General features: G+C 67.9%; 24 protein-coding genes. 9 read left to right on the top strand and 15 right to left on the bottom strand.

From position 1 onward, the window contains the following. Positions 1-6: 6 nt before the first annotated feature. Genes BS69_RS0109480 through recQ form a run of 3 tightly spaced genes read right to left on the bottom strand, consistent with a single transcriptional unit; the run spans position 7 to position 3,085 of the window. Positions 7-420 (bottom strand): protein tyrosine phosphatase family protein, encoded by a 414-nt coding sequence (locus BS69_RS0109480; protein WP_029941712.1) that lies wholly within the window; start codon positions 418-420, stop codon positions 7-9. Continuing rightward, positions 398-1,309: a sterol desaturase family protein gene (locus BS69_RS0109475; RefSeq protein WP_029941711.1), complete on the bottom strand. Its 912-nt coding sequence runs from the start codon at positions 1,307-1,309 to the stop codon at positions 398-400. Before BS69_RS0109475 ends, BS69_RS0109480 begins: the two co-directional genes overlap by 23 nt. 9 nt (positions 1,310-1,318) lie before the next feature. Beyond that, positions 1,319-3,085 carry a DNA helicase RecQ gene (recQ, locus tag BS69_RS0109470; RefSeq protein ID WP_029941710.1) on the bottom strand — a complete coding sequence of 589 codons (1,767 nt, stop codon included), beginning with the start codon at positions 3,083-3,085 and terminating at the stop codon, positions 1,319-1,321. Between the two features lie 95 nt (positions 3,086-3,180). On the opposite strand from recQ, the gene BS69_RS0109465 reads away from it, so the two are divergent. The 4 genes from BS69_RS0109465 to BS69_RS0109450 all read left to right on the top strand — a co-directional run bounded on the left by BS69_RS0109465 (position 3,181) and on the right by BS69_RS0109450 (position 6,426). After that, complete coding sequence (locus tag BS69_RS0109465; protein WP_029941709.1) at positions 3,181-3,762, top strand: DUF7010 family protein; 582 nt, start codon at positions 3,181-3,183, stop codon at positions 3,760-3,762. After that, on the top strand, positions 3,759-5,204 hold the full coding sequence (locus BS69_RS0109460; RefSeq protein ID WP_029941708.1) for an ATP-binding protein: 1,446 nt from the start codon (positions 3,759-3,761) through the stop codon (positions 5,202-5,204). The genes BS69_RS0109465 and BS69_RS0109460 overlap by 4 nt, the downstream gene beginning before the upstream one ends. An 83-nt stretch (positions 5,205-5,287) precedes the next feature. After that, positions 5,288-5,947 carry a LytTR family transcriptional regulator DNA-binding domain-containing protein gene (locus tag BS69_RS13735; protein WP_156956986.1) on the top strand — a complete coding sequence of 220 codons (660 nt, stop codon included), beginning with the start codon at positions 5,288-5,290 and terminating at the stop codon, positions 5,945-5,947. A gap of 89 nt (positions 5,948-6,036) precedes the next feature. Then, entirely contained in the window at positions 6,037-6,426 is a 390-nt protein-coding gene (locus BS69_RS0109450; RefSeq protein ID WP_029941706.1) for a UrcA family protein, read from the top strand. A gap of 54 nt (positions 6,427-6,480) precedes the next feature. On the opposite strand, the gene BS69_RS0109445 is transcribed toward BS69_RS0109450, so the two are convergent. Next, positions 6,481-8,298 carry an ABCB family ABC transporter ATP-binding protein/permease gene (locus BS69_RS0109445; RefSeq protein WP_029941705.1) on the bottom strand — a complete coding sequence of 606 codons (1,818 nt, stop codon included), beginning with the start codon at positions 8,296-8,298 and terminating at the stop codon, positions 6,481-6,483. A 116-nt stretch (positions 8,299-8,414) separates the two neighbouring features. On the opposite strand from BS69_RS0109445, the gene BS69_RS0109440 reads away from it, so the two are divergent. Together BS69_RS0109440 and BS69_RS0109435 are read left to right on the top strand one after the other, a co-directional pair. Beyond that, on the top strand, positions 8,415-8,663 hold the full coding sequence (locus BS69_RS0109440; RefSeq protein WP_029941704.1) for a hypothetical protein: 249 nt from the start codon (positions 8,415-8,417) through the stop codon (positions 8,661-8,663). A gap of 2 nt (positions 8,664-8,665) precedes the next feature. After that, the gene (locus tag BS69_RS0109435; RefSeq protein WP_029941703.1) at positions 8,666-9,523 is read left to right on the top strand and encodes an SDR family oxidoreductase; all 858 of its coding nucleotides are present in this window, start codon (positions 8,666-8,668) and stop codon (positions 9,521-9,523) included. Between the two features lie 4 nt (positions 9,524-9,527). Here the strand turns inward: BS69_RS0109435 and BS69_RS0109430 are convergent, their stop codons facing one another. After that, complete coding sequence (locus BS69_RS0109430; protein WP_029941702.1) at positions 9,528-10,040, bottom strand: DUF4402 domain-containing protein; 513 nt, start codon at positions 10,038-10,040, stop codon at positions 9,528-9,530. A 107-nt stretch (positions 10,041-10,147) separates the two neighbouring features. Continuing rightward, positions 10,148-10,603, bottom strand: coding sequence for a DUF4402 domain-containing protein (locus BS69_RS0109425; protein ID WP_169738080.1), 456 nt, complete (start codon positions 10,601-10,603; stop codon positions 10,148-10,150). A 150-nt stretch (positions 10,604-10,753) separates the two neighbouring features. Here BS69_RS0109425 and msrB point away from each other — a divergent pair, with 150 nt between their 5' ends. Then, positions 10,754-11,167, top strand: coding sequence for a peptide-methionine (R)-S-oxide reductase MsrB (msrB, locus tag BS69_RS0109420; RefSeq protein WP_029941700.1), 414 nt, complete (start codon positions 10,754-10,756; stop codon positions 11,165-11,167). 61 nt (positions 11,168-11,228) lie between these two features. After that, positions 11,229-13,379 carry a transglycosylase domain-containing protein gene (locus BS69_RS0109415; RefSeq protein WP_084184423.1) on the top strand — a complete coding sequence of 717 codons (2,151 nt, stop codon included), beginning with the start codon at positions 11,229-11,231 and terminating at the stop codon, positions 13,377-13,379. On the opposite strand, the gene BS69_RS0109410 is transcribed toward BS69_RS0109415, so the two are convergent. Together BS69_RS0109410 and BS69_RS0109405 are read right to left on the bottom strand one after the other, a co-directional pair. Continuing rightward, positions 13,329-14,021 (bottom strand): M48 family metallopeptidase, encoded by a 693-nt coding sequence (locus tag BS69_RS0109410; protein ID WP_029941698.1) that lies wholly within the window; start codon positions 14,019-14,021, stop codon positions 13,329-13,331. The two genes, BS69_RS0109415 and BS69_RS0109410, sit on opposite strands and share 51 nt — an antisense overlap. Beyond that, the gene (locus tag BS69_RS0109405; protein ID WP_029941697.1) at positions 14,011-14,460 is read right to left on the bottom strand and encodes a YcgN family cysteine cluster protein; all 450 of its coding nucleotides are present in this window, start codon (positions 14,458-14,460) and stop codon (positions 14,011-14,013) included. The genes BS69_RS0109410 and BS69_RS0109405 overlap by 11 nt, the downstream gene beginning before the upstream one ends. 66 nt (positions 14,461-14,526) lie before the next feature. Here BS69_RS0109405 and BS69_RS0109400 point away from each other — a divergent pair, with 66 nt between their 5' ends. Continuing rightward, the gene (locus BS69_RS0109400; RefSeq protein ID WP_029941696.1) at positions 14,527-15,123 is read left to right on the top strand and encodes an ankyrin repeat domain-containing protein; all 597 of its coding nucleotides are present in this window, start codon (positions 14,527-14,529) and stop codon (positions 15,121-15,123) included. A gap of 3 nt (positions 15,124-15,126) precedes the next feature. Here the strand turns inward: BS69_RS0109400 and BS69_RS0109395 are convergent, their stop codons facing one another. The 7 genes from BS69_RS0109395 to dnaQ form a co-directional block, all read right to left on the bottom strand. Continuing rightward, positions 15,127-15,624 carry an MmcB family DNA repair protein gene (locus BS69_RS0109395; protein ID WP_029941695.1) on the bottom strand — a complete coding sequence of 166 codons (498 nt, stop codon included), beginning with the start codon at positions 15,622-15,624 and terminating at the stop codon, positions 15,127-15,129. Between the two features lie 38 nt (positions 15,625-15,662). Continuing rightward, positions 15,663-16,307: a cell wall hydrolase gene (locus tag BS69_RS0109390; protein WP_051676666.1), complete on the bottom strand. Its 645-nt coding sequence runs from the start codon at positions 16,305-16,307 to the stop codon at positions 15,663-15,665. A 201-nt stretch (positions 16,308-16,508) separates the two neighbouring features. Further along, complete coding sequence (locus tag BS69_RS0109385; protein WP_029941693.1) at positions 16,509-16,844, bottom strand: DUF1491 family protein; 336 nt, start codon at positions 16,842-16,844, stop codon at positions 16,509-16,511. After that, positions 16,841-17,320, bottom strand: coding sequence for a PaaI family thioesterase (locus BS69_RS0109380; protein ID WP_029941692.1), 480 nt, complete (start codon positions 17,318-17,320; stop codon positions 16,841-16,843). The genes BS69_RS0109385 and BS69_RS0109380 overlap by 4 nt, the downstream gene beginning before the upstream one ends. Then, positions 17,301-17,765, bottom strand: a complete 465-nt coding sequence (locus tag BS69_RS0109375) for a PTS sugar transporter subunit IIA (protein ID WP_029941691.1) — start codon at positions 17,763-17,765, stop codon at positions 17,301-17,303. The genes BS69_RS0109380 and BS69_RS0109375 overlap by 20 nt, the downstream gene beginning before the upstream one ends. Positions 17,766-17,830: 65 nt before the next feature. Next, a complete protein-coding gene (gene hpf, locus BS69_RS0109370) occupies positions 17,831-18,409 on the bottom strand; it encodes a ribosome hibernation-promoting factor, HPF/YfiA family (RefSeq protein WP_029941690.1) in 579 nt (192 codons plus the stop codon). 36 nt (positions 18,410-18,445) lie between these two features. Continuing rightward, positions 18,446-19,153, bottom strand: coding sequence for a DNA polymerase III subunit epsilon (gene dnaQ, locus BS69_RS0109365; RefSeq protein WP_029941689.1), 708 nt, complete (start codon positions 19,151-19,153; stop codon positions 18,446-18,448). Positions 19,154-19,158 lie beyond the last annotated feature (5 nt).

Below are 19,158 nucleotides of genomic sequence, written 5' to 3'. Positions count from 1 at the left end.
CCTCCCCTAGAGGAGGTGGTCGACCGCGCTGAGATTGTAGCCGGCCGCTTCGGCCGCCTTGTCCAGCTTCTCGCGCGGCACGCCATTCTCGCGGCAGGCGACGGCCCAGGCGAGGGTGGAGCGCATTCCCGACCGGCAATAAGCGAGCAGCTTGCCGTCGCCGACATCGACCATGGCATCGCGCATCTGTTCGATCACCGTCGGGCCGAGGCCGCGGGCGATCGGGATGTGGCGATATTCGAGCCCGGCCGCCTTCGCCGCCGCCTCGATGTCGTCACTGCAGGGCTGGCCATCGTCCTCGCCGTCCGGCCGGTTGTTGACGACCATGGTGACGCCATGACGCCGCGCTTCCTCGAGGTCCTCGGGGTGGATCTGGCCGGCCACCAGCGTCTTCTCGTCAAGCGGCTTGAACGCGGTCATCCTCTATCCTTCCCTCTTGCGCACGCCAGCGCGCGCGAATCGTCTCGCTGGTGTCGCGGCTTCCATCGTGACTCCAGCCCGGTTCGCGCCAGAGATAATGCCATTTCGCAAGGCCCGGCGCAGCAAGGACGTCGTGGGCGATGCCGATCCACTCGTGAAGCGCGGCGCGGAGCGGGTTGAACGAGCCCAGGGGCTTGACGATTCCATAACGCGGGCGGTCGTCGTCGCGTTCGGGCTCGAAGGTGCCGAGGAGCCGGTCCCAGATGATGAAGACCCCGGCGTAATTGCGATCGAGGTAGCGCGGGTTCACCGCATGGTGGACCCGGTGGTGCGACGGCGTGTTCATGACCGCCTCGAACCAGCGCGGCATTCGCCGGATCGCCTCGGTGTGAATCCAATATTGGTAGACGAGGTTCAGCCCCGCGCAAAAGAACACCAGTTCCGGCGGAAAGCCGATCACGAACAGCGGCAGGCGGAAAAGGAAGTTGAGGCTGACGAAGCCGGTCCACGTCTGCCGGAGCGCGGTCGACAGGTTGTACGCCTCGCTCGAGTGATGGACGACATGGCTCGCCCAGAACCAGCGCACCCGGTGGGCCGAGCGGTGAAACAGATAATATGCGAAGTCGTCGGCGACGAAGCATAGCGCGAAGCTCCACCAGGCCAGCGGAATGTCGACCAGCCGGAACTGGTGCAGCCAGGCGCCGAGCGAGAAAACGAGGCCGGCGGTCAGCGCGCCCGCCGCCAGGCTGCCGAGGCCGAGCGTGATCGAGGTCGCGCTGTCCCTGGGGTCCGGCCCGCGTCCCCGCCGTCGCTTCAGCCACCAGGCTTCCAGCGCCAGCGTGACGAGGAAGAAGGGGATCGCCCAGATGACCGGATCGGGCAGGGTCATGGCCGCACCCTAGGCGAAAGCCGCGACCGTCTCCAGCATCGCCGCACCGTAACGCTCGAGCTTGGCGGTACCGACGCCCTGGACCTGCCCAAGCTCGTGCAACGTCTGCGGCTTCGCGGCGGCGATCTCGCGCAGCGTCGAATCGTGGAAGATCACGTAAGGCGGCACGTTCGCTTCCTTGGCGAGCGAACGGCGCGCCTCGCGCAGCGCCTCGAATAGCGGATCGTGCGGATGATCGTCCCCGCCAGCGCTCCCGCGCCGGGCGCGGCGCTTGCGCGGCGGCGGGAGCGCGATCCGCACTTCCTCGCCGCCCTTGAGGATCCCGCGCGCGCCGGGCCCGAAGCTGAGGCCCCCATAGGCGTCGGCGCGAAGCGCGTCCCGGGCGATAAGGGCGCGGGCAACCGGCTGGATCAGCGCCAGCTCCTCGGCATTGCAGATCCCGAACACGCTCAGGCGATGGTGGCCATTGGCATGGACCTTGTCGGTCTCCTTGCCCGCCAGCACGTCGGCGAGATGCCCGACCCCGAAGCGCATCTCGGTACGGAAGGCGGCCGACAGGAGCTTGCGCGCCACTTCGGTCACCTCGACCGTATGCGGCGGCTCGAGGCAATTGTCGCAATTGCCGCAGGTCGGCGGCGGCGTTTCCCCGAAGTGACGAAGCAGCACCGCGCGGCGGCACTCGGTCGTCTCGACCAGCGCAGCGAGGCTCTGCAGCCGGGCCCGTTCGTCGGCCTGCCGCTCGGGCGCGGCCTCGCGCTCGATCCGCTGGCGCGCGAGCGCGAAGTCGCCCGCGCTCCATAGCATGTGCGCTTCGGCCGGATCGCCGTCGCGGCCCGCGCGCCCGGTCTCCTGATAATAGGCCTCGATCGACTTGGGGGTGCCCGCGTGGATGACGGTTCGGACGTCGGGCTTGTCGATCCCCATGCCGAAGGCGATGGTCGCCGCCATCACCATTTCCTCCGAGGCGACGAACGCGGCCTGGTTCGCCGCGCGGACCTGGGAATCGAGCCCGGCATGATAAGGCAGCGCCGCCCGCCCGCTCGCCGCAATGGTCGCCGCCATACTGTCGGCATCCTTGCGGCTCGAAACATAGACGATCGCCGGGCCCGGCCGCTCGGCGAGCAAGCCCAGCACCTGCCGGCCCGCCTGGTCACGCGGACGGATGTGATAGCGGATGTTGGGCCGGTCGAAGCCGCTGACGATCAGCCCGTCCTCGGGAATCCCGAGCTGGACGAGAATGTCGGCGCGGGTGCGCGGGTCGGCGGTCGCGGTCAGCGCCAGCCGCGGCACTTCCTGGTGATCGCCGAGCAATTTCGTCAGCAGCCGGTAGTCGGGACGGAAGTCATGCCCCCATTCGCTGACGCAATGTGCCTCGTCGATCGCGATCAGGCTCAGCGGCACCCGGTCGGCCAGGCGGCGGAAGCCGTCGGTCGTCGCTCGTTCGGGGGCGACGTAGAGAAGATCGAGCTCGCCGTTCAGGAAACGCCGGACCACGGTGTCGCGGTCGTCGGCGCTGGTCAGCGAGGCGGCCTTGATCCCGAGCGCCTCGGCCGAGCGTATCTGGTCGTGCATCAGCGCGATCAGCGGGCTGATCACCAGCGCGGTCCCCGCGAGCGCCAGCGCGGGCAGCTGGTAGCACAGGCTCTTGCCCGCCCCGGTCGGCATGATCGCCAGCGTCGGCCGGCCCGCCAGCACGCGCCCGACCACTTCTTCCTGCACCCCGCGGAAATGGTCGAATCCAAAGACTTGGCGAAGAAGCTGATGCGGGTCGGTCACGCTTCGCCTTTGGCCGCGCTAGGGGCTCCTGCGCAACCTTGTCTTGGCCCGCGCAGCCGTCCAAACGGACGATCGAGGGTAGGGGAAGAAGTGAAATGACCATGTCCGGGCGGAGCCTCGAGCAGCTCCACGCCGATTTTCGTGCGACCAGCACCAACGCCATGCCGATCGCGGGGCTCGTCACCTGGGCCGCACTCGGGACTGCTGCGCTCGTCCTGCCCGAGCGCACGGTCGCCAATGCCTCGCTCTACATCATGGCGGCGATCCTGCCGCTGGCCTTCCTCATCGACCGGCTGCGCGGCCGCAACCTGTTCGGCGGGGGCGATAACCCGCTGGTCCGCCTGTTCCTGCTCGGGATCCTGATGGTCGGGCTGACCGTCCCGCTCGCGGTGATCGGGACCAAGGGCGGACAGGCGCTGCTGATCCTGCTCGGCATGGCGATCCTCGCGGGAATCGTCTGGATTCCCTTCGCCTGGGCCGCCGATGACCGAAGCGGGATCACCCACGCCGTCGCCCGCGCGCTCGGCTGCTATCTCGCCTACGGCTTCGTCCCCGCGCCCTTCACCGCCAGCGCGATCTGCGCGGTGGTGGTCGCGGCCTATGTCTATTCGCTCCTCGCCATGCGCCCGATCGGCCCGGCGGCGGTTGCCGCGGAGGCTCGCACCGCCGCCGCATGACCGTCGCCGTCGACATGGGCCTGTCGCCGCAAGGCCAGCCCGTCACCATCGATCTCGAGGAGCTTCTCGCCACCCGCCTGCTCGTCCAGGGCAATTCGGGGAGCGGCAAGTCGCACCTGCTGCGCCGCCTGCTCGAGAAGAGCGCCGGCCAGGTCCAGCAGATCGTGATCGACCCCGAGGGCGATTTCGTCACGCTTGCCGGCCCCTACGGCCACCTCGCGATCGAGGCCGCCGACCACGACGAGAAGGAGATCGCCCGCGCCGCCGCCCGCATCCGCGAGCATCGCGCGTCGGTCGTGCTCAGCCTCGAAGGCCTCGAAGCCGAGGGGCAAATGCGCTGTGCCGCGGCCTTCCTCTCGGCCCTGTTCGAGGCGCCGCGCGACCATTGGTATCCCGCGCTGGTGGTCGTCGACGAGGCCCAGCTGTTCGCGCCCGCTGGCGGCGGCGAGGTGGCCGAGGAAGTCCGCCGCGCCTCGCTCTCGGCCATGACCAACCTCATGTGCCGCGGCCGCAAGCGCGGGCTGGCCGGGATCATCGCCACCCAGCGCCTCGCCAAGCTCGCCAAGAATGTCGCGGCCGAGGCGTCGAACTTCCTGATGGGCCGGACCTTCCTCGACATCGACATGGCCCGCGCCGCCGACCTCCTCGGCATGGAGCGGAGGCAAGCCGAGGCGATCCGCGACCTGCCGCGCGGCACCTTCCTCGCTTTGGGCCCCGCGATCAGCCGCCGCCCCTTGTCGGTCGCAATCGGGGAGGTCGAGACCCGGGCACGGTCGATGAGCCCCAAGCTGGTCCCCCTGCCCACGGCAACCGCGAGCGAGGACCTGCAGGAACTGCTGTTCCAGCCCGGCTTCGACTTCGAACCTGCCCCTGCCCCGAAGCCCGACCCTAGGCCGCTTCGCTCCGAGAGCCTGATGGAAATGCTCGCCGGTCAGCGTTCCGAACCGGCGCCGGCGCTCCCGAGCAAGTCGGATGAGGAGCAATCCGCTGCGGTCGCAGCCGTCCTCGAGGCCATGGTCGCCGACCATGAATCAAGGGGGCGTTCGGGCGCGGTGCTGTTCCAGGACTTCACCGTCCGCCTGCGCATGGCCGGCGTCTCCCCGAGCCCGCTCGACCTCCCGGCGTTCACCCGCCGCCTCGCCATGGCCCGCGCGGGCATTTTCACCGAGGACCCCGACTGGCACCCCGCGCTCGAGGCGGCCGAAGGCCTGCCCGAGGACATGCTCGGCCCCTTCCTCCTCCTCGCCCGCGCCGCGCGCGATAGCCAGCCGACCCCGAGCGACGAGGCGATCGCGGCGAGTTACGGCACCGCCAGCCTCGGCCGCGCCCGCCGCCTCCTGAGCTACATCGAAAGCCGCGACCTCATCGTCACCCGCACCGACCTCAGCGGCAAGCGCAGCATTGCGATTCCCCGCCTCGGGTGGAGCACCGCGGCGGCCTGACGCGCTTCGCCATTTACTGCGAATTGTTGTTCAATTGGCTCGCAAGGAGTAAACGACGTCAAGCTTCCAGGGGGGAAGCTGCCATGCCGGAACTGGACGTCGTCGTCTGCCTTGCATTCGACCATCGCGCACCCGCTGATGGCCTCGCTTCCTTCAAGGCCTGCATCGCCCGCTGCCAGCAGGTGAAGAGCGCGACCGAGGTGTCGGGCACCTTCGACCTTATCGTCGAGGCGCATTGCGAATCCCTGCCCCAGTATATGGAGGAGATGGAGCGGCTCCGCCCGATGTTCGCGACCTATGCGACCCGGGTCGAGAGCAGCTTCGTCAGCCGCAAGATGGAGCGTCGGCATGAACAGCGGGATACGGGCCTCTGGCTCCCCTGTTCCGACGGGCGGCGAAGGATCGAAATCCACCGCATCGACAAGGTCTGCGCCGAGGGGGACTATATGCGGGTGCACGTCGGTCCGTGGAACTGCCTCGTTCACCAGACTCTCGCGCACATGGCGGAGCAGCTGACCGAGCCCGATTTCCTGAAGCTCAACCGGTCGTGCTTGGTCCGAGTCGATTTCATCGACCGCCTGATCCACGAGGGTCGCCGATGGCGGGCCCGCTTGAGCGACGGAACGGAGGTTCGCGTCGCCCAGAGCAACGTCCACCATGTTCTCCACGCCACCAGCCACGAGTCGTCGATCCCCCGTCACGATCCATCGAAAGAGGACGAACTCACCATCTTTCTTGCGTGACTTCACCGAATCCCGCGTGAGTCAGGCAGCCCCTCGCTGGCATTGACCTCGGGCGGGACCACCGCGGTCCCGCATTTGGGAGGCTCAAGATGCAACAGCGCACAATTCCCTGCCTCATTGCGGCGGGATTTATCGGCATCGCACTCACCGCCAGCGCCACCCAGGCCTTCGCCGCGCCGCAAGCCGGCGATGTGGTCGTGAAAGGCCGCAAATTCGATCCGGAGAGCCAGCGGATCGTCCGCTATGGCGATCTCAACCTGACCCAGGCGAGCGACCGCCATCAGCTCGACCGCCGCATCTACCGGACCGCCAACAGCCTGTGCTTCTACATGAATGGGTCGGAAAGCGCGGACTGCACCTTGCTCGCCGTGCACAGCACCGATGATCAGGTCGCCCAGGCAATCGACCGCGCCTATCGCCAGATGGCAGGCTTGCCGGTCGGTCCGGCCCTTCAGATCAGCATGGTGATCGCGCATTAGGCGCGGTCGGCCAGCGAACCTCCCCGTCTCGCCCGGCGGGGAGGTTCCTTGCGCCTATTCGGCAGCTTCGGCGATCGCCCGTTCGGCCTGCTGGCGCGCCCACATGTCGGCGTAAAGGCCATTGCGGCGAAGAAGCTCGGCATGGCTGCCCTCTTCCGCGACCCGCCCTCCATCGAGCACCACGATCCGGTCGGCATCGACCACGGTCGACAGCCGGTGCGCGATGGTGATGGTCGTGCGCCCGGTCGATACGCCGCGTAGCGTGTCGAGGATCGCTTCCTCGGTGCGGCTGTCGAGCGCGCTGGTGGCCTCGTCGAGAATCAGGATCGGCGGATTCTTCACCAGCGTCCGGGCGATCGCGACCCGCTGCTTTTCCCCGCCCGACAGCTTCAACCCGCGCTCGCCGACCCGTGCGTCATACCCTTCGGGAAGGGCCGCCACGAATCGGTCGAGCGACGCCCCGCGCGCGGCGGCCTCGACCTCGGCCTGGCTGGCCTCGTCGCGGCCGTAGGCGATGTTGTAGCCGAGCGTGTCGTTGAACAGCACCGTGTCCTGCGGCACGATCCCGATCGCAGCGCGCAAGCTTGCCTGGCTGACCTGCGCGATGTCCTGCCCGTCGATGGTGATCCGCCCGGCCTGCGGGTCGTAGAAGCGGAACAGGAGCCGGGCGAGGGTCGACTTGCCCGCCCCGCTCGGCCCCACCACCGCGACCGTCTGCCCGGCGGGCACGTCGAGCGTCAGCCCCTTCAGGATCTCGCGCCCGTCCTCATAGCCGAAACGCACGTCCTCGAACCGGACATGGCCACGTTCCACGTGGAGCGGCAGCGCATTGTCGACATCGGTCACCTCGGCGGGGGTGTCGAGCAGCCGGAACATCTCGTCCATGTCGGTGAGGCCCTGACGGATGGTCCGGTAGACCGTGCCGAGCATGTCGAGCGGCCGGAAGAGCTGCGTCAGCAGCGCGTTGACGACCACGAGGTCGCCGGGGGTGAAGCGACCTTGGCTCCAGCCCCACACGGTATAGGCCATCGCCCCGCCCATCAGCAGGTTGGTAATCAGGCTCTGCCCGATGTTCATCGCCGCGAGGCTGGTCTCGATCTTGACCGTCGACCGGGCGAGGTTCGCGACCGCGCGCCCGTAGAGCTTCCGCTCGCGCTCCTCGGCGTTGAAATATTTGACCGTCTCGAAGTTCAAGAGGCTGTCCACCGCGCGCGCGGTGGTGGCGGTGTCGTGCTCGGTCCATTGTTCGCGCAGGCGCACGCGCCAGTCGGTGACCGCCTTGGTGAACCAGATATAGGCGACCACCGCCGCCGCGGTCGCCGCGACCAAACCGGGGCCGAAGCCGGTCCAGAACAGCACCGCCACGATGCCCAGCTGGAGGATGGTCGGGGCGAGATTGAACAGCAGGAAATAGAGCATCATATCGATGCTCTTCGACCCGCGCTCGATGATCTTGGTCACCGCCCCGGTCCGCCGCTCGAGGTGGAAGCGCAGGCTCAGCCCATGGAGATGCGAGAAGGTGCGCTCGGACAGCACGCGGGTCGCCTCCTGCCCGACCGTTTCGAAGATGGCGTTGCGCAGATTGTCGAGGAGGACCCCGCCGAACCTCGCCACGGCAAAGGCGACGACCAGCGCCAGCGCGACCGACACCGCGCCGTCCTGTCCGGCCGTCATCCGGTCCACCGCGCCGCCGAACGCCTTGGGCAGGATGATGGTGGTGACCGTGATCGACGCCACCACCATGAGGAAAGAGGCGACCACCCGCAGCTTGAGGCCGGTCTGCCCCGCCGGCCACAGATAGGGCAGGAACCGCAGCAGCACCTTGAAGCCGCTGCGCTCGCGATTGGTCAGGCTGGTTTTTTCTGGGGGCATCGAGCCCTCAAGGTAGGGACGCCCCCGAAGCCATGCAAATGCGGCCGCGAAACGACTGGAACAACGCGATTATTCTTCCGTTCTTACCTCCAAGTCACCTTGCGGGGTTAAGCATCATGGGTCCGGTTTCCTTCGTCATTGCCATTCTGGGCTGCGCCGACGGCGGCGCGTCGTGCCAGCAGGTCGCGCAGGCGCCGACGCGCTACGAAAGCGCCGCCGCCTGCGAGGCGGCAACCGCGGGCGTCCTCGCCGCCAGCACCGATTTCGACTTCCCGACCCTCCTCGCGCGCTGCCAGTCGGCCAAGAACCCAGCCGCCGCCGAGCGCCAGCCCGTGCGGCGTGACACTCCGGTCAAGGAAGGCTGAGCATGGCCGAGGTCCTCGACCCGCCGACTCACGAAGAGCCGCAACTTCCCGGCCACGAGCGCGACCTCGATCCCAAGCCCGAATGGCAGCCGCGCTACCCGGGTTCCGGGCGCCTGAAGGACAAGGTCGCGATCATCACCGGTGCCGACAGCGGCATCGGCCGCGCGGTGGCGGTGCTGTTCGCGCGCGAAGGCGCGGACGTCGCCATCCTCTACCTCGACGAGCATGACGACGCCGCCGACACCAAGAAGTTTGTCGAGGCCGAGGGCCGGCGCGCGATCTGCATCCCGGGCGACCTCGGCAGCCGCGACTTCTGCTTCAAGGCGGTCCAGCAGGTAGTCGACACCTTCGGCAAGCTCGACGTCCTCATCAACAATGCCGGCGAGCAGCATCCCGACGAGGATATCGTCGACATCACCGAAGAGCAGCTCCGCCGGACCTTCCAGACCAACATCTTCTCGATGTTCTTCATGGTCCAAGCGTCCATGCCGCACCTCAAGGAGGGTGCGGCGATCGTTAACTGCACCTCGGAGACGATGTACAAGGGCGCGCCCATCCTGCTCGACTATTCGTCGACCAAGGGCGCGATCACGGCCTTTACCCGCAGCCTGGCGAAGAACCTGGTCGACAAGGGCATTCGGGTGAACGGCGTCGCGCCGGGCCCGATCTGGACCCCGCTCAACCCGTTTGGCGGCCAGCCGCCCGAGAAGATGCCCGACTTCGGCAAGGACACGCCGATGAAAAGGCCGGGCCAACCCAATGAGGTCGCCCCGGCCTTCCTGTTCCTCGCCTGCGAGGATTCAAGCTACATGACCGGACAGGTGCTCCACCCCGACGGGGGCAACACCACGTCCAGTTAGAGGCTCACTGATAGGCGACCTGGATGTCGAGCGTCCCGGTGTAGACGCCGTCGGCCTGGCCCGCGGTAAAGGCCAGGCTGCCGCCGACCTCGAAGATCTTGCCCGGGTTGCCGCTGTTGTCGATCGTCGTGCTCGACGGGAAGGACGGGGTCAGCACCAAAGTGCCGCCGGCGCCGTTGGTCATGGTGACCGTCGGCGTGACCGAGCTGATCAGCGCGACCTGGTTGTTGGAGCCGGTGACGCGATATTGCGCGGTGCTGAAGGTGCCCGAGCAGGTCAGGCCGCCGGTGGTCCCGCAGGTGCGGCCGCTGGGCGTGACGCTGACGGTATCGGTCCCGGTGAAGGTGCCAAGGAGCACCGTCCCGAACACGAGGTTGCGCACGCCCGCGAGCTGGATCGGCTTCTGGACGTTGACGCTGGCGGTCGGCTTGGCACCGGTGACGCCGACCTGCTGGGCGGCGGCCGGTGTCGCGAAGGCGCACAGGGCCGCGAGGCCCTTGATGATATTCTTGGTCATTGGTTCGACCCCCACAGTCGATGGTTGAAGTAACTGCCGTGTTAACCGCGACAGGCTACCGCCCCGTTCCGGGACATGGTTAACAGCGCGGTGACGCTTTCCGGTCGTCACAGATAATCGACCGTGATCGGCACGTCGCCGCGGTAGGTGCCTTCCGCATCCCCCGACACGTACAGCTCGCCGCCGAAGCGGATTCGGAGCCGTCCCTCGGCGTCGAGCCGGGGGAAAGCGGGAAGATCGCTGGTGATGGCGGTGATGGTGAGCATCCCGCCGGAAAAGCCGTAAAGCTCGATCCGCCGCGGGAGCTCGACCCGCACCTGGCGGTTGGGCTCGCCACGAATGACCACGTCGCCGTTCATCGCGCGCCCGGTCATCGGCGCCAGCGCCCCGCTGGTGCTGCGACTGCCGTCGGGACCGACATGCGCGGTCCCGCCTGCGGTCCCGGTCAGGATGACGCGATCGAAATCGAGACTGGTCTGGACCTCGAGCGCGACTGGCCCAGCCTTCTCGTCCGGCGCGGTCAGCGTGTCCCCTTCGCCGCACAGCCGGCATGGCGCGGCCATGGCCGCGTTTGGGACCAAAAGGAGAAGCAGGATGGGCAAAGCGAGCCGCATGCCCGCCGAACTACATCCAAAATGGTGTAAGCCTGGTAAAGTGGTCGCTAACCATTGCGGGCGGGGGCGAACTTCCCACATTGCGGGAAAGGAGATCTCATGAGCGAACACGACCAGACCGACCGGATGCCGGCGACCGAGGCCGAATGGCGCGAGAAGCTCGGTCCCGATCGCTACCGGATCCTGCGCGAGGCCGGGACCGAAGCCCCGTGGAGCGGCCCGCTGCTCGGCAACAAGCAGCAGGGCGAATATGTGTGCGGCGGCTGCGGCGCGCCCCTGTTCGAAAGCGACACCAAGTACGAGAGCGGCAGCGGCTGGCCGAGCTTCACCAATCCGGTCGACAAGGGCGCGGTCAGCGAGATCGTCGATCACAGCCACGGAATGGAACGCGTCGAGGTGCGCTGCGCCAAATGCGCCGGCCATCTCGGCCACGTCTTCCCCGACGGCCCCGGCCCTGAGGGGCTGCGCTACTGCATTAATTCGGCGAGCCTCGACTTCAAGCCGGAGGAATGAGCACATGCCGGGTGAGCGGACTCTTGCCGCTCACCCGCAGACCCCTTAAGCCTCCCCGCTCATGGCCAGGCAGCCCGTTCGTCCCCGCCCCGCGCCGGCACCAGCATCCTCGAGCGCGGGCGGCTTGCTGATGCGCGTGATCAAGTGGGGCATTGTCCTCGCCATCCTCGGGCTGATCGCACTCGGTGTGGCGGTCAGCGTCGCCTACACCCAGCTTCCCTCCTACCAGTCGCTGTCGAACCGCACCGACCTCGGGCAGAACATCCGGGTCCGCTCGGCCGACGGAAAGCTGCTGGTCCAGCTCGGCCCGAATCTTGGGCAGTGGATCCCCTACGACCGGATCCCGGCGACGATGCGCGCGGCGATGATCGCGGTCGAGGACAAACGCTTCCGCAGTCATCCCGGCGTCGACCCGATCGGCATGGCGCGCTCGATCAAGGTCCGCCTGCAGACCGGTCGCTTCAGCCAGGGCGGCTCGACCATCACCCAGCAGCTGGCGCGCAACATCTTTCTCAACAACAGCCGGAATTTCGGGCGCAAGTTCAAGGAAGCGGTGCTGGCGCTCGCGCTCGAGGCCAAGTTCAGCAAGAACCAGATCCTCGAGCTCTACCTCAACCGCGTCTATTTCGGTGGCGGCGCCTATGGCATCGATGCCGCGAGCCGGACCTTCTTCGGTCATTCCGCCGAACGTCTGAGCCTCGGCGAAGCGACGATCATCGCCGGGCTGGTCAAGGCGCCGAGCAATTATTCGCCGACCGCCGACGTCGAGGCCGCGCGTAGCCGCGCCGGGGTCGTCCTCAAGTCGATGGTCGAGAACGGCTTCGTGTCCGCCGATGCCGCCGCCAATGTCGATCCCGCGCGGATCGTCGTCCAGCAGGGCGCCAAGCAGAACAGCATCCGCTATTTCACCGACTGGGCGCTGCCCCAGCTCGACACGCTGATCGACGAATCGTCCGAGCCGATCGAGGTCTGGACCACGCTCGACACCAACATGCAGGCCGCCGCCGACGCGGCGATCAACGCCAATTCGCCCAAGGGCGCGCAAGGCGCGCTGGTCGCGCTCGACCGCGACGGTGCCGTCCGTGCGATGATCGGCGGCCGCGACTATGTCAGCAGCATCTACAACCGGGCGACCCAGGCGCAGCGCCAGCCGGGCTCGGCGTTCAAGCTGTTCGTCTATCTCGCCGCGCTCGAAAGCGGGATGAAGCCCACCACCACCCTCGTCGACGAGCCGATCGACATCGAGGGCTGGCGGCCGCGCAACAGCACCCGCACCTATCTCGGCCCGGTGACCCTGCGCGAGGCCTTCGCGCGCTCGATCAACACGATCAGTGCCAAGATCGGCGCCGAACTGGGCTTCGGGACGATCGCCGACATGGCCCGGCGGTTCGGCATCACGTCGTCCATCTCGACCTACCCCTCGATGGTGCTCGGGACCTCGGACGTACGCCTGCTCGACATGACCCGCGCCTTCGCCTCGGTCGCCGCCCAGGGCGTGTCGGTGAGCCCCTATGCGATCACCCGGGTGACCAGCGGCGACGGTCGCCTCCTCTATCGCCACGCGGCCGAGGAGCAGCGCACCCTCGTCGCGCCGTGGGTCGCCGCCGGCATGACCGACCTCCTCCAGACCGCGGTGATGAGCGGCACCGGCCGCGCCGCGCAGATCGGTCGCCCCGTGGCCGGCAAGACCGGCACGACCCAGACCAATCGCGACGGCTGGTTCATCGGCTTTTCGAGCGGGATCACCGCCGGGGTGTGGATGGGCCGCGACGACGCCAAGGCGATCGCCGGGCTTCAGGGCGGTACCGCCCCGGCCCGCGCCTTCCACGACTTCATGGTCAAGGCGGTCGCCAACCGTCCGGTCGAGCAGTTCCAGACCGAGGTGCCGATGCCCGACTGGCAGCTCGAGCCGGGCGAGGAAAGTTACCTCGGCAACGAGGAGCTGCCGTTCCAGCCGCAGGTCGATGCGGACGGCAATCCGTTCCTCGGCAACGACAGCGATCCGCTTGCGGCGCAGCCCGCCGCGCCGCAGGGCGAGCCCGCGCCACCGGGCGACGAAACCGAAATCGACAAGATCTTCGGTGGCCAGCTTCCGCCACCCGAGCGGCCGCAGCCAGCGCCCGCTCCGCAGCGCGACCGACCCGTCGCTCCTGCCCCCGCCTCAGTTCCTCCCGACGGCACGCAGCGACGGACCCAGCCGTCGCAATTCTAGTCGCGCGGCCATGACCGGCCCGCCGAACAGCCGCTGTTCGGCCGCCTTGAACGCCGGCGAATGATCCATGTGGAGCCGGTGCGCGACCTCGTGTGCGACGACGAAGCGCAGCACCTCGGGCGGCGCGAGCACCAGTCGCCAGCTGTAGCGGATCGCGCCCGACGAGGAGCAGCTGCCCCAGCGGCTCGCCGCGTCACCGATGCTGACCGAGCGGACGCTCACCCCGGCCGTGGCCGCGATCCGCGCGGTCTCGGCGCTGAGGCGGTCGCGGGCCTGCGCCTTCAGCCAGCGCTCGACCGCGCCGCCAAGGCTCTCGGCGGGCCCGCCGACAATCAGCGCATCGCCGTCCAGCATGACACCGCGGCGCCTGGTCGGGACATGGCGGATGGTCAGCGGGCGACCCTCGAATGGAATCAACGCTCCGTCGGCATAAGGAGATGACGGAGGCGCCGCGCCCAGCTGGCGGTCGATCCAGGCGCGCTGTCCGGCGACCCAGTCGATCGCGCGCTGGGTCGATCCGCGCCAAGGCATGGTCAGTCGCAGCAGTCGCCGCTCATGGTCGATCCGAAGCCGCAGCCGGCGCGACCGCCGCAGGCGGGTCAGCTGGAGTGGGTAAGGGAGCCGCGGATCGTCAGAGATCACGGTCGGTCAGGTGGAATTCGAGCTCGCCCGCATCGACCTCGCTGATCGTCCAGCCCCGGGTCGACATCCCCGCCTCGTGGACGCTCTCGCGGCTCCCGCTCTCAAGGTAATGCCAGTCGGGCAGTGGCTCGCCGAAGGCGCGCAGGCGATAGGCGCAGGTGCCCGGGAGCCACTCGAGTTCCTCGAGCCGGTCCTTCGACAGCTGGACGCAGTCGGCGACCCACTTCTTGCGGTTGGGATAATCGGTGCAGCGGCCGTTCTTGCGGTCGAGCAGCTTGCACGCGACGTTGGTCGGATAAAGCTCGCCCGTGTCGGCATCCTCGAGCTTGTGGAGGCAGCACCGCCCGCAACCGTCGCACAAGGCTTCCCACTGGCCCGCGTCGAGCGTGTCGAGCGGCTGGTCCCACCAGCGGTCGTTCGAGGAGGTCGGCTTGTTCATTGGAAGGGCAGACTTGGTCTGCTAGGGCCGCCACTTCAAGCATTTATCCGGGCAGGCGGGGCAGCAATGGCGAAACGGACCATCGTTCTGGCGGCACTGGCACTGGGCGCGATCGCGGTGCCGGCCGCGGCTCAGTTCCAGAGCCAAGGCTATAATTTCATCCAGGCGATCAAGGACCGGGACGGCAACAAGGTCACCGAGATGCTCAACGTCCCGGGCTCGACCGTCGTCAACTATCGCGACGACAGTGGCGATGCCGCGCTGCACATCGTCGCCGCCCGCCGCGACCTCACCTACCTGCGCTATCTCCTCGCCGAGGGCGCCGATCCCAACCTTGGCAACAAGACGGGCGACACCGCGCTCATCATCGCCAGCCGGATCGGCTTCGACGAAGGGGTCGATTCGCTCCTCAAGGCGGGCGCGCAGGTCGATCGTCCAAACCGGCTCGGCGAGACCGCGCTGATCATCGCCGTCCAGCAGCGCCAGCTTCCCGTCATCAAGTTGCTGGTCGAGAAGGGCGCCAATCCCGACAAGACCGACAACGCCTCGGGCCGGAGCGCGCGCGATTACGCGAAGCGCGATGCCCGCGGTGCCGAGATGATCCGGATCATGGATTCGGCCAAGGCGGTGAAGCCCAAGGCCGTCGCAGGCCCAGGCCTCTAGTTCCTACTGATCGAAGCCCAGGGTCGGATCGATCTGGGCGCTGAGGCGCCGCGCGGCGCGGCGGGCGAAGCGCAGCAGCTCCGCCTTGCGCCGGGCCGCCGCCAGTGGCCGAACCGGAGCCTCACGAAGCACCGCCGCGTCGTAGCGGTCGGCGACGATCACGCCGGCCGTGTCCGGCAGGAAGCGATGCTCGTCGAGCAGATCGGCAAGATGGCTCGGCACCGCCCAGAAGAAGCGGTCGCAATATTCGAGATAGTCGGTCCACTTGCCGTCGCCGGTGAGGTCGGCCTTGCTGACCTTGATCTCGACGATGATGAGCTCGCCCTTGGGGCCGATCCCCATCAAGTCGGCGCGCCGCCCGTTCGGCAGCGGCACCTCGCACATCGCAAAGAGATCGCGTCGGCAGAACAGCCGCGTGACCCCGCGCGCCACCTCGAGGGCGACGGGCGGCAGATCCTGGAAACAATGATCGGGCTGCGGGGACTCGGGAGCGCTGGACACGCTTCCGCTTAGAACATCTCGTGAACGGTCGCCAGCGTCTAGCGATAGAAGATGTGATTGCCGACGGTGGCGACGCGGGTCATGCGCCACCCCGGGCTGACCCGGCGAGCGTGGAAGAACAGCGCCTTGCCGACGTTGCTCTCACGAATATCGCCGTCGACGATACGGGCGATCGCGACCGCATTCTTCCACTGCATGCCGCTCTTGTTGATCGCCGGCCAGCGACCGCCACGAACGAAGCTGAACTGACCGCGCTGGGTCAGGACGCCGCAATAGGAACCGGGGAAACGACCACGGCTCTCGGCCCGATTCTCGATGACCTGACCAACAGCGAGCTGACCGGCCAGCGGCTCGCTCTTGCTCTCGAAATAGATGCCGACGGCGAGACACTCGAGCTCGCGGCTGCCGGCGTCGCTGCGACGGAGGCTGGCGACGGTCTCCGCCAGGCTGGCGCCCGGCGCGATCGCGACCGGCTGGTCGTCGGTCTGATCGGAAGGAGCGGCAGGCTCCTCGTTCCCGGCAACAGTGGCCGGGGCGAGCGGATCGCGCGAAAGGGGGGTGGTGACGAGCGGTTCGTTCTTGAGATCGGCAGAAACGGCAGCAACGACCTGTTCGGTGGCGGGCGCCCGGACAACCTGGGCGGGGGCAACGGAACCTGCGCCAAGCGCAGCGGCGGCAACCATCAAGACGAAACGACGAACCACTTACAACCTAACAACCTGCGGTGAACCGCCACTCGGCATGAGAAACGGCCATCAACGTGGCCGGTCCGATCAAACCTGGGCAAATCCCCCGTCTCGCGCGTCTCGCGAGGACGGTCAGACCGGCCCGGCGAGCACTCCGCTCAAAAGCTGTTCCTCGGTTCGTCGCATTTGTTTGGAAGATCAATCGCCCGAGATCATTCCCGCGACGAATCGTTCCGTCGACGGGATGTCCAGTTCGATCACCCACAGATCGGGGTCGGAATCACGGGCACGCGCAAGATGTTGTTGGAGATTGGCCGAATCGCCCGATTCCCGCCCCTCCCATTCGTAAGTGCCGCCGGTCTGGAGCCGGCGCTCGACCAGCCGCTTGGCCTCTCCGCGCTCGGCCAGCACGACCATGATTGCCCCCCGATCAGGGTCGCCGCGGGCCAGGACGGTCCCGAACCCGCCCTCGGCCCGAGCCTTCGCCAACAAGGCGGACACCTCGATCGACGGGGCGAGGCGGGCCTCGCTCACCGTGGGCGATAGCCGGGCAGGCCAGCAAGCGCGATGTGCGAGCGCAGGAACGTCCCCGTGCCGCGCGCGCATTCCTCGCCGCTTGAATCGACGATCCGCGCGTCGGCGACGAATACCCGGCGCTTGCCCGAGATCCAGCGGCCCTCGGCGAAGGCGGGTCCTTCGCGCAAGGGGCGGGTGAAATGGAGATTGAAGGCGGTGGTCAGCAGGAAGCGGTCGCTGACGAGGCTGTTCGCCGCGTAGAAGGACGCGTCGTCGAGCATCTTAAAGTAGAGCGTGCCATGCGCCGCCCCGGCCGCGTGGAAGCTTTGCGGTTCGACGGTGAAGTCGATCCGCGCCTCGCCCGGCGCCCTGATGCTCAGCGCGGACCGGAACAGCTGGTTGATCGGCGCCGAATCGTAGAGCGATTCGAGCGCGCGATAATGCGCGTCCGCCCCGCTCACCGAAGCCGACGGCTCAGGCGGCGTGCGGCTCATCGACCCCCATCAGCACCGCCGCCAGCGCATCGCGCGAGCGTGCTCCGCGCAGTTTCTCGAGCGTCGGCGCGTGCCGAACGACCCGGCTGATCGCCGCCAGCGCCTTCAGGTGATCGGCGCCCGCGTCGGGCGGCGAAAGCAGCAGGAAGACGAGGTCGACCGGATCATTGTCGATCGCCTTGTAGTCGATCGGCTCGGCGAGACGCGCGACCAGCCCGTAGATGCGCTTCAGCCCCATGACCTTGCCGTGCGGGATCGCGACCCCGCCGCCGAAGCCCGTCGACCCCAACCGCTCGCGCTCCGCGAGCGCGGCGACCAGCTCGCCGGGCTCGATTCCGAGCCGCTGGCCGGCGATCTGGCCGAGGCTCTGGAACAGGGCGCGCTTGTTGGCCGCGGCCAAAGCGGGACGATTGGCGTCGAAATCGAGGAAGGTCGAAAGCTGCATTACGGATTACTCAGATGCCGGGCGGTGTGCCGGGCAGGGCTGATGCCTCAACACTCGGGCCCGGTCTAGCGATCCGCGGGTTCGACCCAGCCGATCGTTCCGTCGTCCCGGCGATACACCATGTTATAGCTGCCGGTCGCGCTGTTGCGGAACATCAGCGCCGTCGTGTTGCGAAGATCGAGCATCATCACCGCGTCGGATACACTGGCGGCGGGGATGTCGACCCGGGTCTCGGCGACCACCGGCGGATGGGCCGGCGCCGGCTCGTCCTCGCGCGCGGGCGGGGCGAAGACGGTGTAAGCTGCTTCCTGCTCGTCGGCCGAGGCCGCGGCCGCCGCCTCGCCCTTCCGTTCCTGCAGCCGCGACTTGTAGCGGCGCAGCTGCTTCTCGATCTTGTCGGCCGCACCGTCAAAGGCGAGGTGCGCCTCCTGCGCGCGATTGCTGGCCTTGAGCACCACGCCGCGGACCACCGGCGCGACGATGTCGCAGGTGAAGCCATTGTCATGCGGACCCTTGCCGAAGGTCACGCTCGCGGCCGAGGCTCGGCTGAAATAACGCTCGATCACCGACTGGAGCCGATCGGTGACCCGGGTCCGAAGGGCGGCGCCCGTTTCGACCTGATGCCCGGCGACCCTGATTTCCATGACGGCTCCTTCTCGTGGCCGCCCCGACGCCATTCCTCAAGCGGCAGGAATGGTCGCCCAGAGCGGCTCCTTCATTGTCCCGATGAACTGGGCATGGGCGGCAAGCTCGTCAAGCGACGGCGCGAACGTGCGCGGCGCACGAACCGGCCGCTGCGCCGGATGGAGCGAGACCGCGACCTCTTGGGTGGCGGTATCGGCGCGGATCTCGTCCGCCATCAGCGAAAGGCCGATCTGCCGTCCGCCGGTCAGCTCGACATAGACCTGGGCGAGCAATTGCGCGTCGAGCAGCGCGCCATGCTTGACGCGCGCCGAGCGATCGACCCCGAAGCGGGTGCAGAGCGCGTCGAGGCTGTGCTTGGCCCCGGGATGCTTGGAGCGCGCCAGGACGAGCGTGCAGATCATCCGGCTGAGGCAGACGGGATCGCGCTCGCAGCGCTGGAGCTCGGCATTGAGGAAGCCGAAGTCGAACGCGGCGTTGTGCGCGATCAGCGGCGCATCGCCGATGAAGTCGAGCAGCTCCGCGCATTTGTCCGAGAACAGAGGCTTGTCGCTGAGGAAGATCGACGACAGCCCATGGACCGCCTCCGCCTCGCTCGGCATCGCCCGTTCGGGATTGAAATAGGCATGATATTCGCTGCCCGTGGGGCAGCGATTGACGAGCTCGACGCAGCCGATCTCGACCATCCGGTCGCCGGTGGCCGGATTGACCCCAGTCGTCTCGGTATCGAATACGATTTCCCGCATGCGGA

Origin of the sequence: Sphingomonas astaxanthinifaciens DSM 22298, assembly GCF_000711715.1 — a bacterium.
In the GTDB taxonomy this organism is placed as follows: Bacteria; Pseudomonadota; Alphaproteobacteria; order Sphingomonadales; family Sphingomonadaceae; genus Sphingomicrobium; species Sphingomicrobium astaxanthinifaciens_A.
This window is presented reverse-complemented; position numbering and strand designations above follow the sequence as displayed.

What these genes read in the sequence shown, in the direction of transcription:
- BS69_RS0109480 (WP_029941712.1), bottom strand. Translation starts at nt 420, where the DNA reads ATGACCGCGTTCAAGCCGCTTGACGAGAAGACGCTGGTGGCCGGCCAG.
- BS69_RS0109475 (WP_029941711.1), bottom strand. Translation starts at nt 1,309, where the DNA reads ATGACCCTGCCCGATCCGGTCATCTGGGCGATCCCCTTCTTCCTCGTC.
- BS69_RS0109465 (WP_029941709.1), top strand. Translation starts at nt 3,181, where the DNA reads ATGACCATGTCCGGGCGGAGCCTCGAGCAGCTCCACGCCGATTTTCGT.
- BS69_RS0109460 (WP_029941708.1), top strand. Translation starts at nt 3,759, where the DNA reads ATGACCGTCGCCGTCGACATGGGCCTGTCGCCGCAAGGCCAGCCCGTC.
- BS69_RS13735 (WP_156956986.1), top strand. Translation starts at nt 5,288, where the DNA reads ATGCCGGAACTGGACGTCGTCGTCTGCCTTGCATTCGACCATCGCGCA.
- BS69_RS0109450 (WP_029941706.1), top strand. Translation starts at nt 6,037, where the DNA reads ATGCAACAGCGCACAATTCCCTGCCTCATTGCGGCGGGATTTATCGGC.
- BS69_RS0109445 (WP_029941705.1), bottom strand. Translation starts at nt 8,298, where the DNA reads ATGCCCCCAGAAAAAACCAGCCTGACCAATCGCGAGCGCAGCGGCTTC.
- BS69_RS0109440 (WP_029941704.1), top strand. Translation starts at nt 8,415, where the DNA reads ATGGGTCCGGTTTCCTTCGTCATTGCCATTCTGGGCTGCGCCGACGGC.
- BS69_RS0109435 (WP_029941703.1), top strand. Translation starts at nt 8,666, where the DNA reads ATGGCCGAGGTCCTCGACCCGCCGACTCACGAAGAGCCGCAACTTCCC.
- BS69_RS0109430 (WP_029941702.1), bottom strand. Translation starts at nt 10,040, where the DNA reads ATGACCAAGAATATCATCAAGGGCCTCGCGGCCCTGTGCGCCTTCGCG.
- BS69_RS0109425 (WP_169738080.1), bottom strand. Translation starts at nt 10,603, where the DNA reads ATGGCCGCGCCATGCCGGCTGTGCGGCGAAGGGGACACGCTGACCGCG.
- msrB (WP_029941700.1), top strand. Translation starts at nt 10,754, where the DNA reads ATGAGCGAACACGACCAGACCGACCGGATGCCGGCGACCGAGGCCGAA.
- BS69_RS0109415 (WP_084184423.1), top strand. Translation starts at nt 11,229, where the DNA reads ATGGCCAGGCAGCCCGTTCGTCCCCGCCCCGCGCCGGCACCAGCATCC.
- BS69_RS0109405 (WP_029941697.1), bottom strand. Translation starts at nt 14,460, where the DNA reads ATGAACAAGCCGACCTCCTCGAACGACCGCTGGTGGGACCAGCCGCTC.
- BS69_RS0109400 (WP_029941696.1), top strand. Translation starts at nt 14,527, where the DNA reads ATGGCGAAACGGACCATCGTTCTGGCGGCACTGGCACTGGGCGCGATC.
- BS69_RS0109390 (WP_051676666.1), bottom strand. Translation starts at nt 16,307, where the DNA reads ATGGTTGCCGCCGCTGCGCTTGGCGCAGGTTCCGTTGCCCCCGCCCAG.
- BS69_RS0109380 (WP_029941692.1), bottom strand. Translation starts at nt 17,320, where the DNA reads ATGAGCCGCACGCCGCCTGAGCCGTCGGCTTCGGTGAGCGGGGCGGAC.
- BS69_RS0109375 (WP_029941691.1), bottom strand. Translation starts at nt 17,765, where the DNA reads ATGCAGCTTTCGACCTTCCTCGATTTCGACGCCAATCGTCCCGCTTTG.
- hpf (WP_029941690.1), bottom strand. Translation starts at nt 18,409, where the DNA reads ATGGAAATCAGGGTCGCCGGGCATCAGGTCGAAACGGGCGCCGCCCTT.
- dnaQ (WP_029941689.1), bottom strand. Translation starts at nt 19,153, where the DNA reads ATGCGGGAAATCGTATTCGATACCGAGACGACTGGGGTCAATCCGGCC.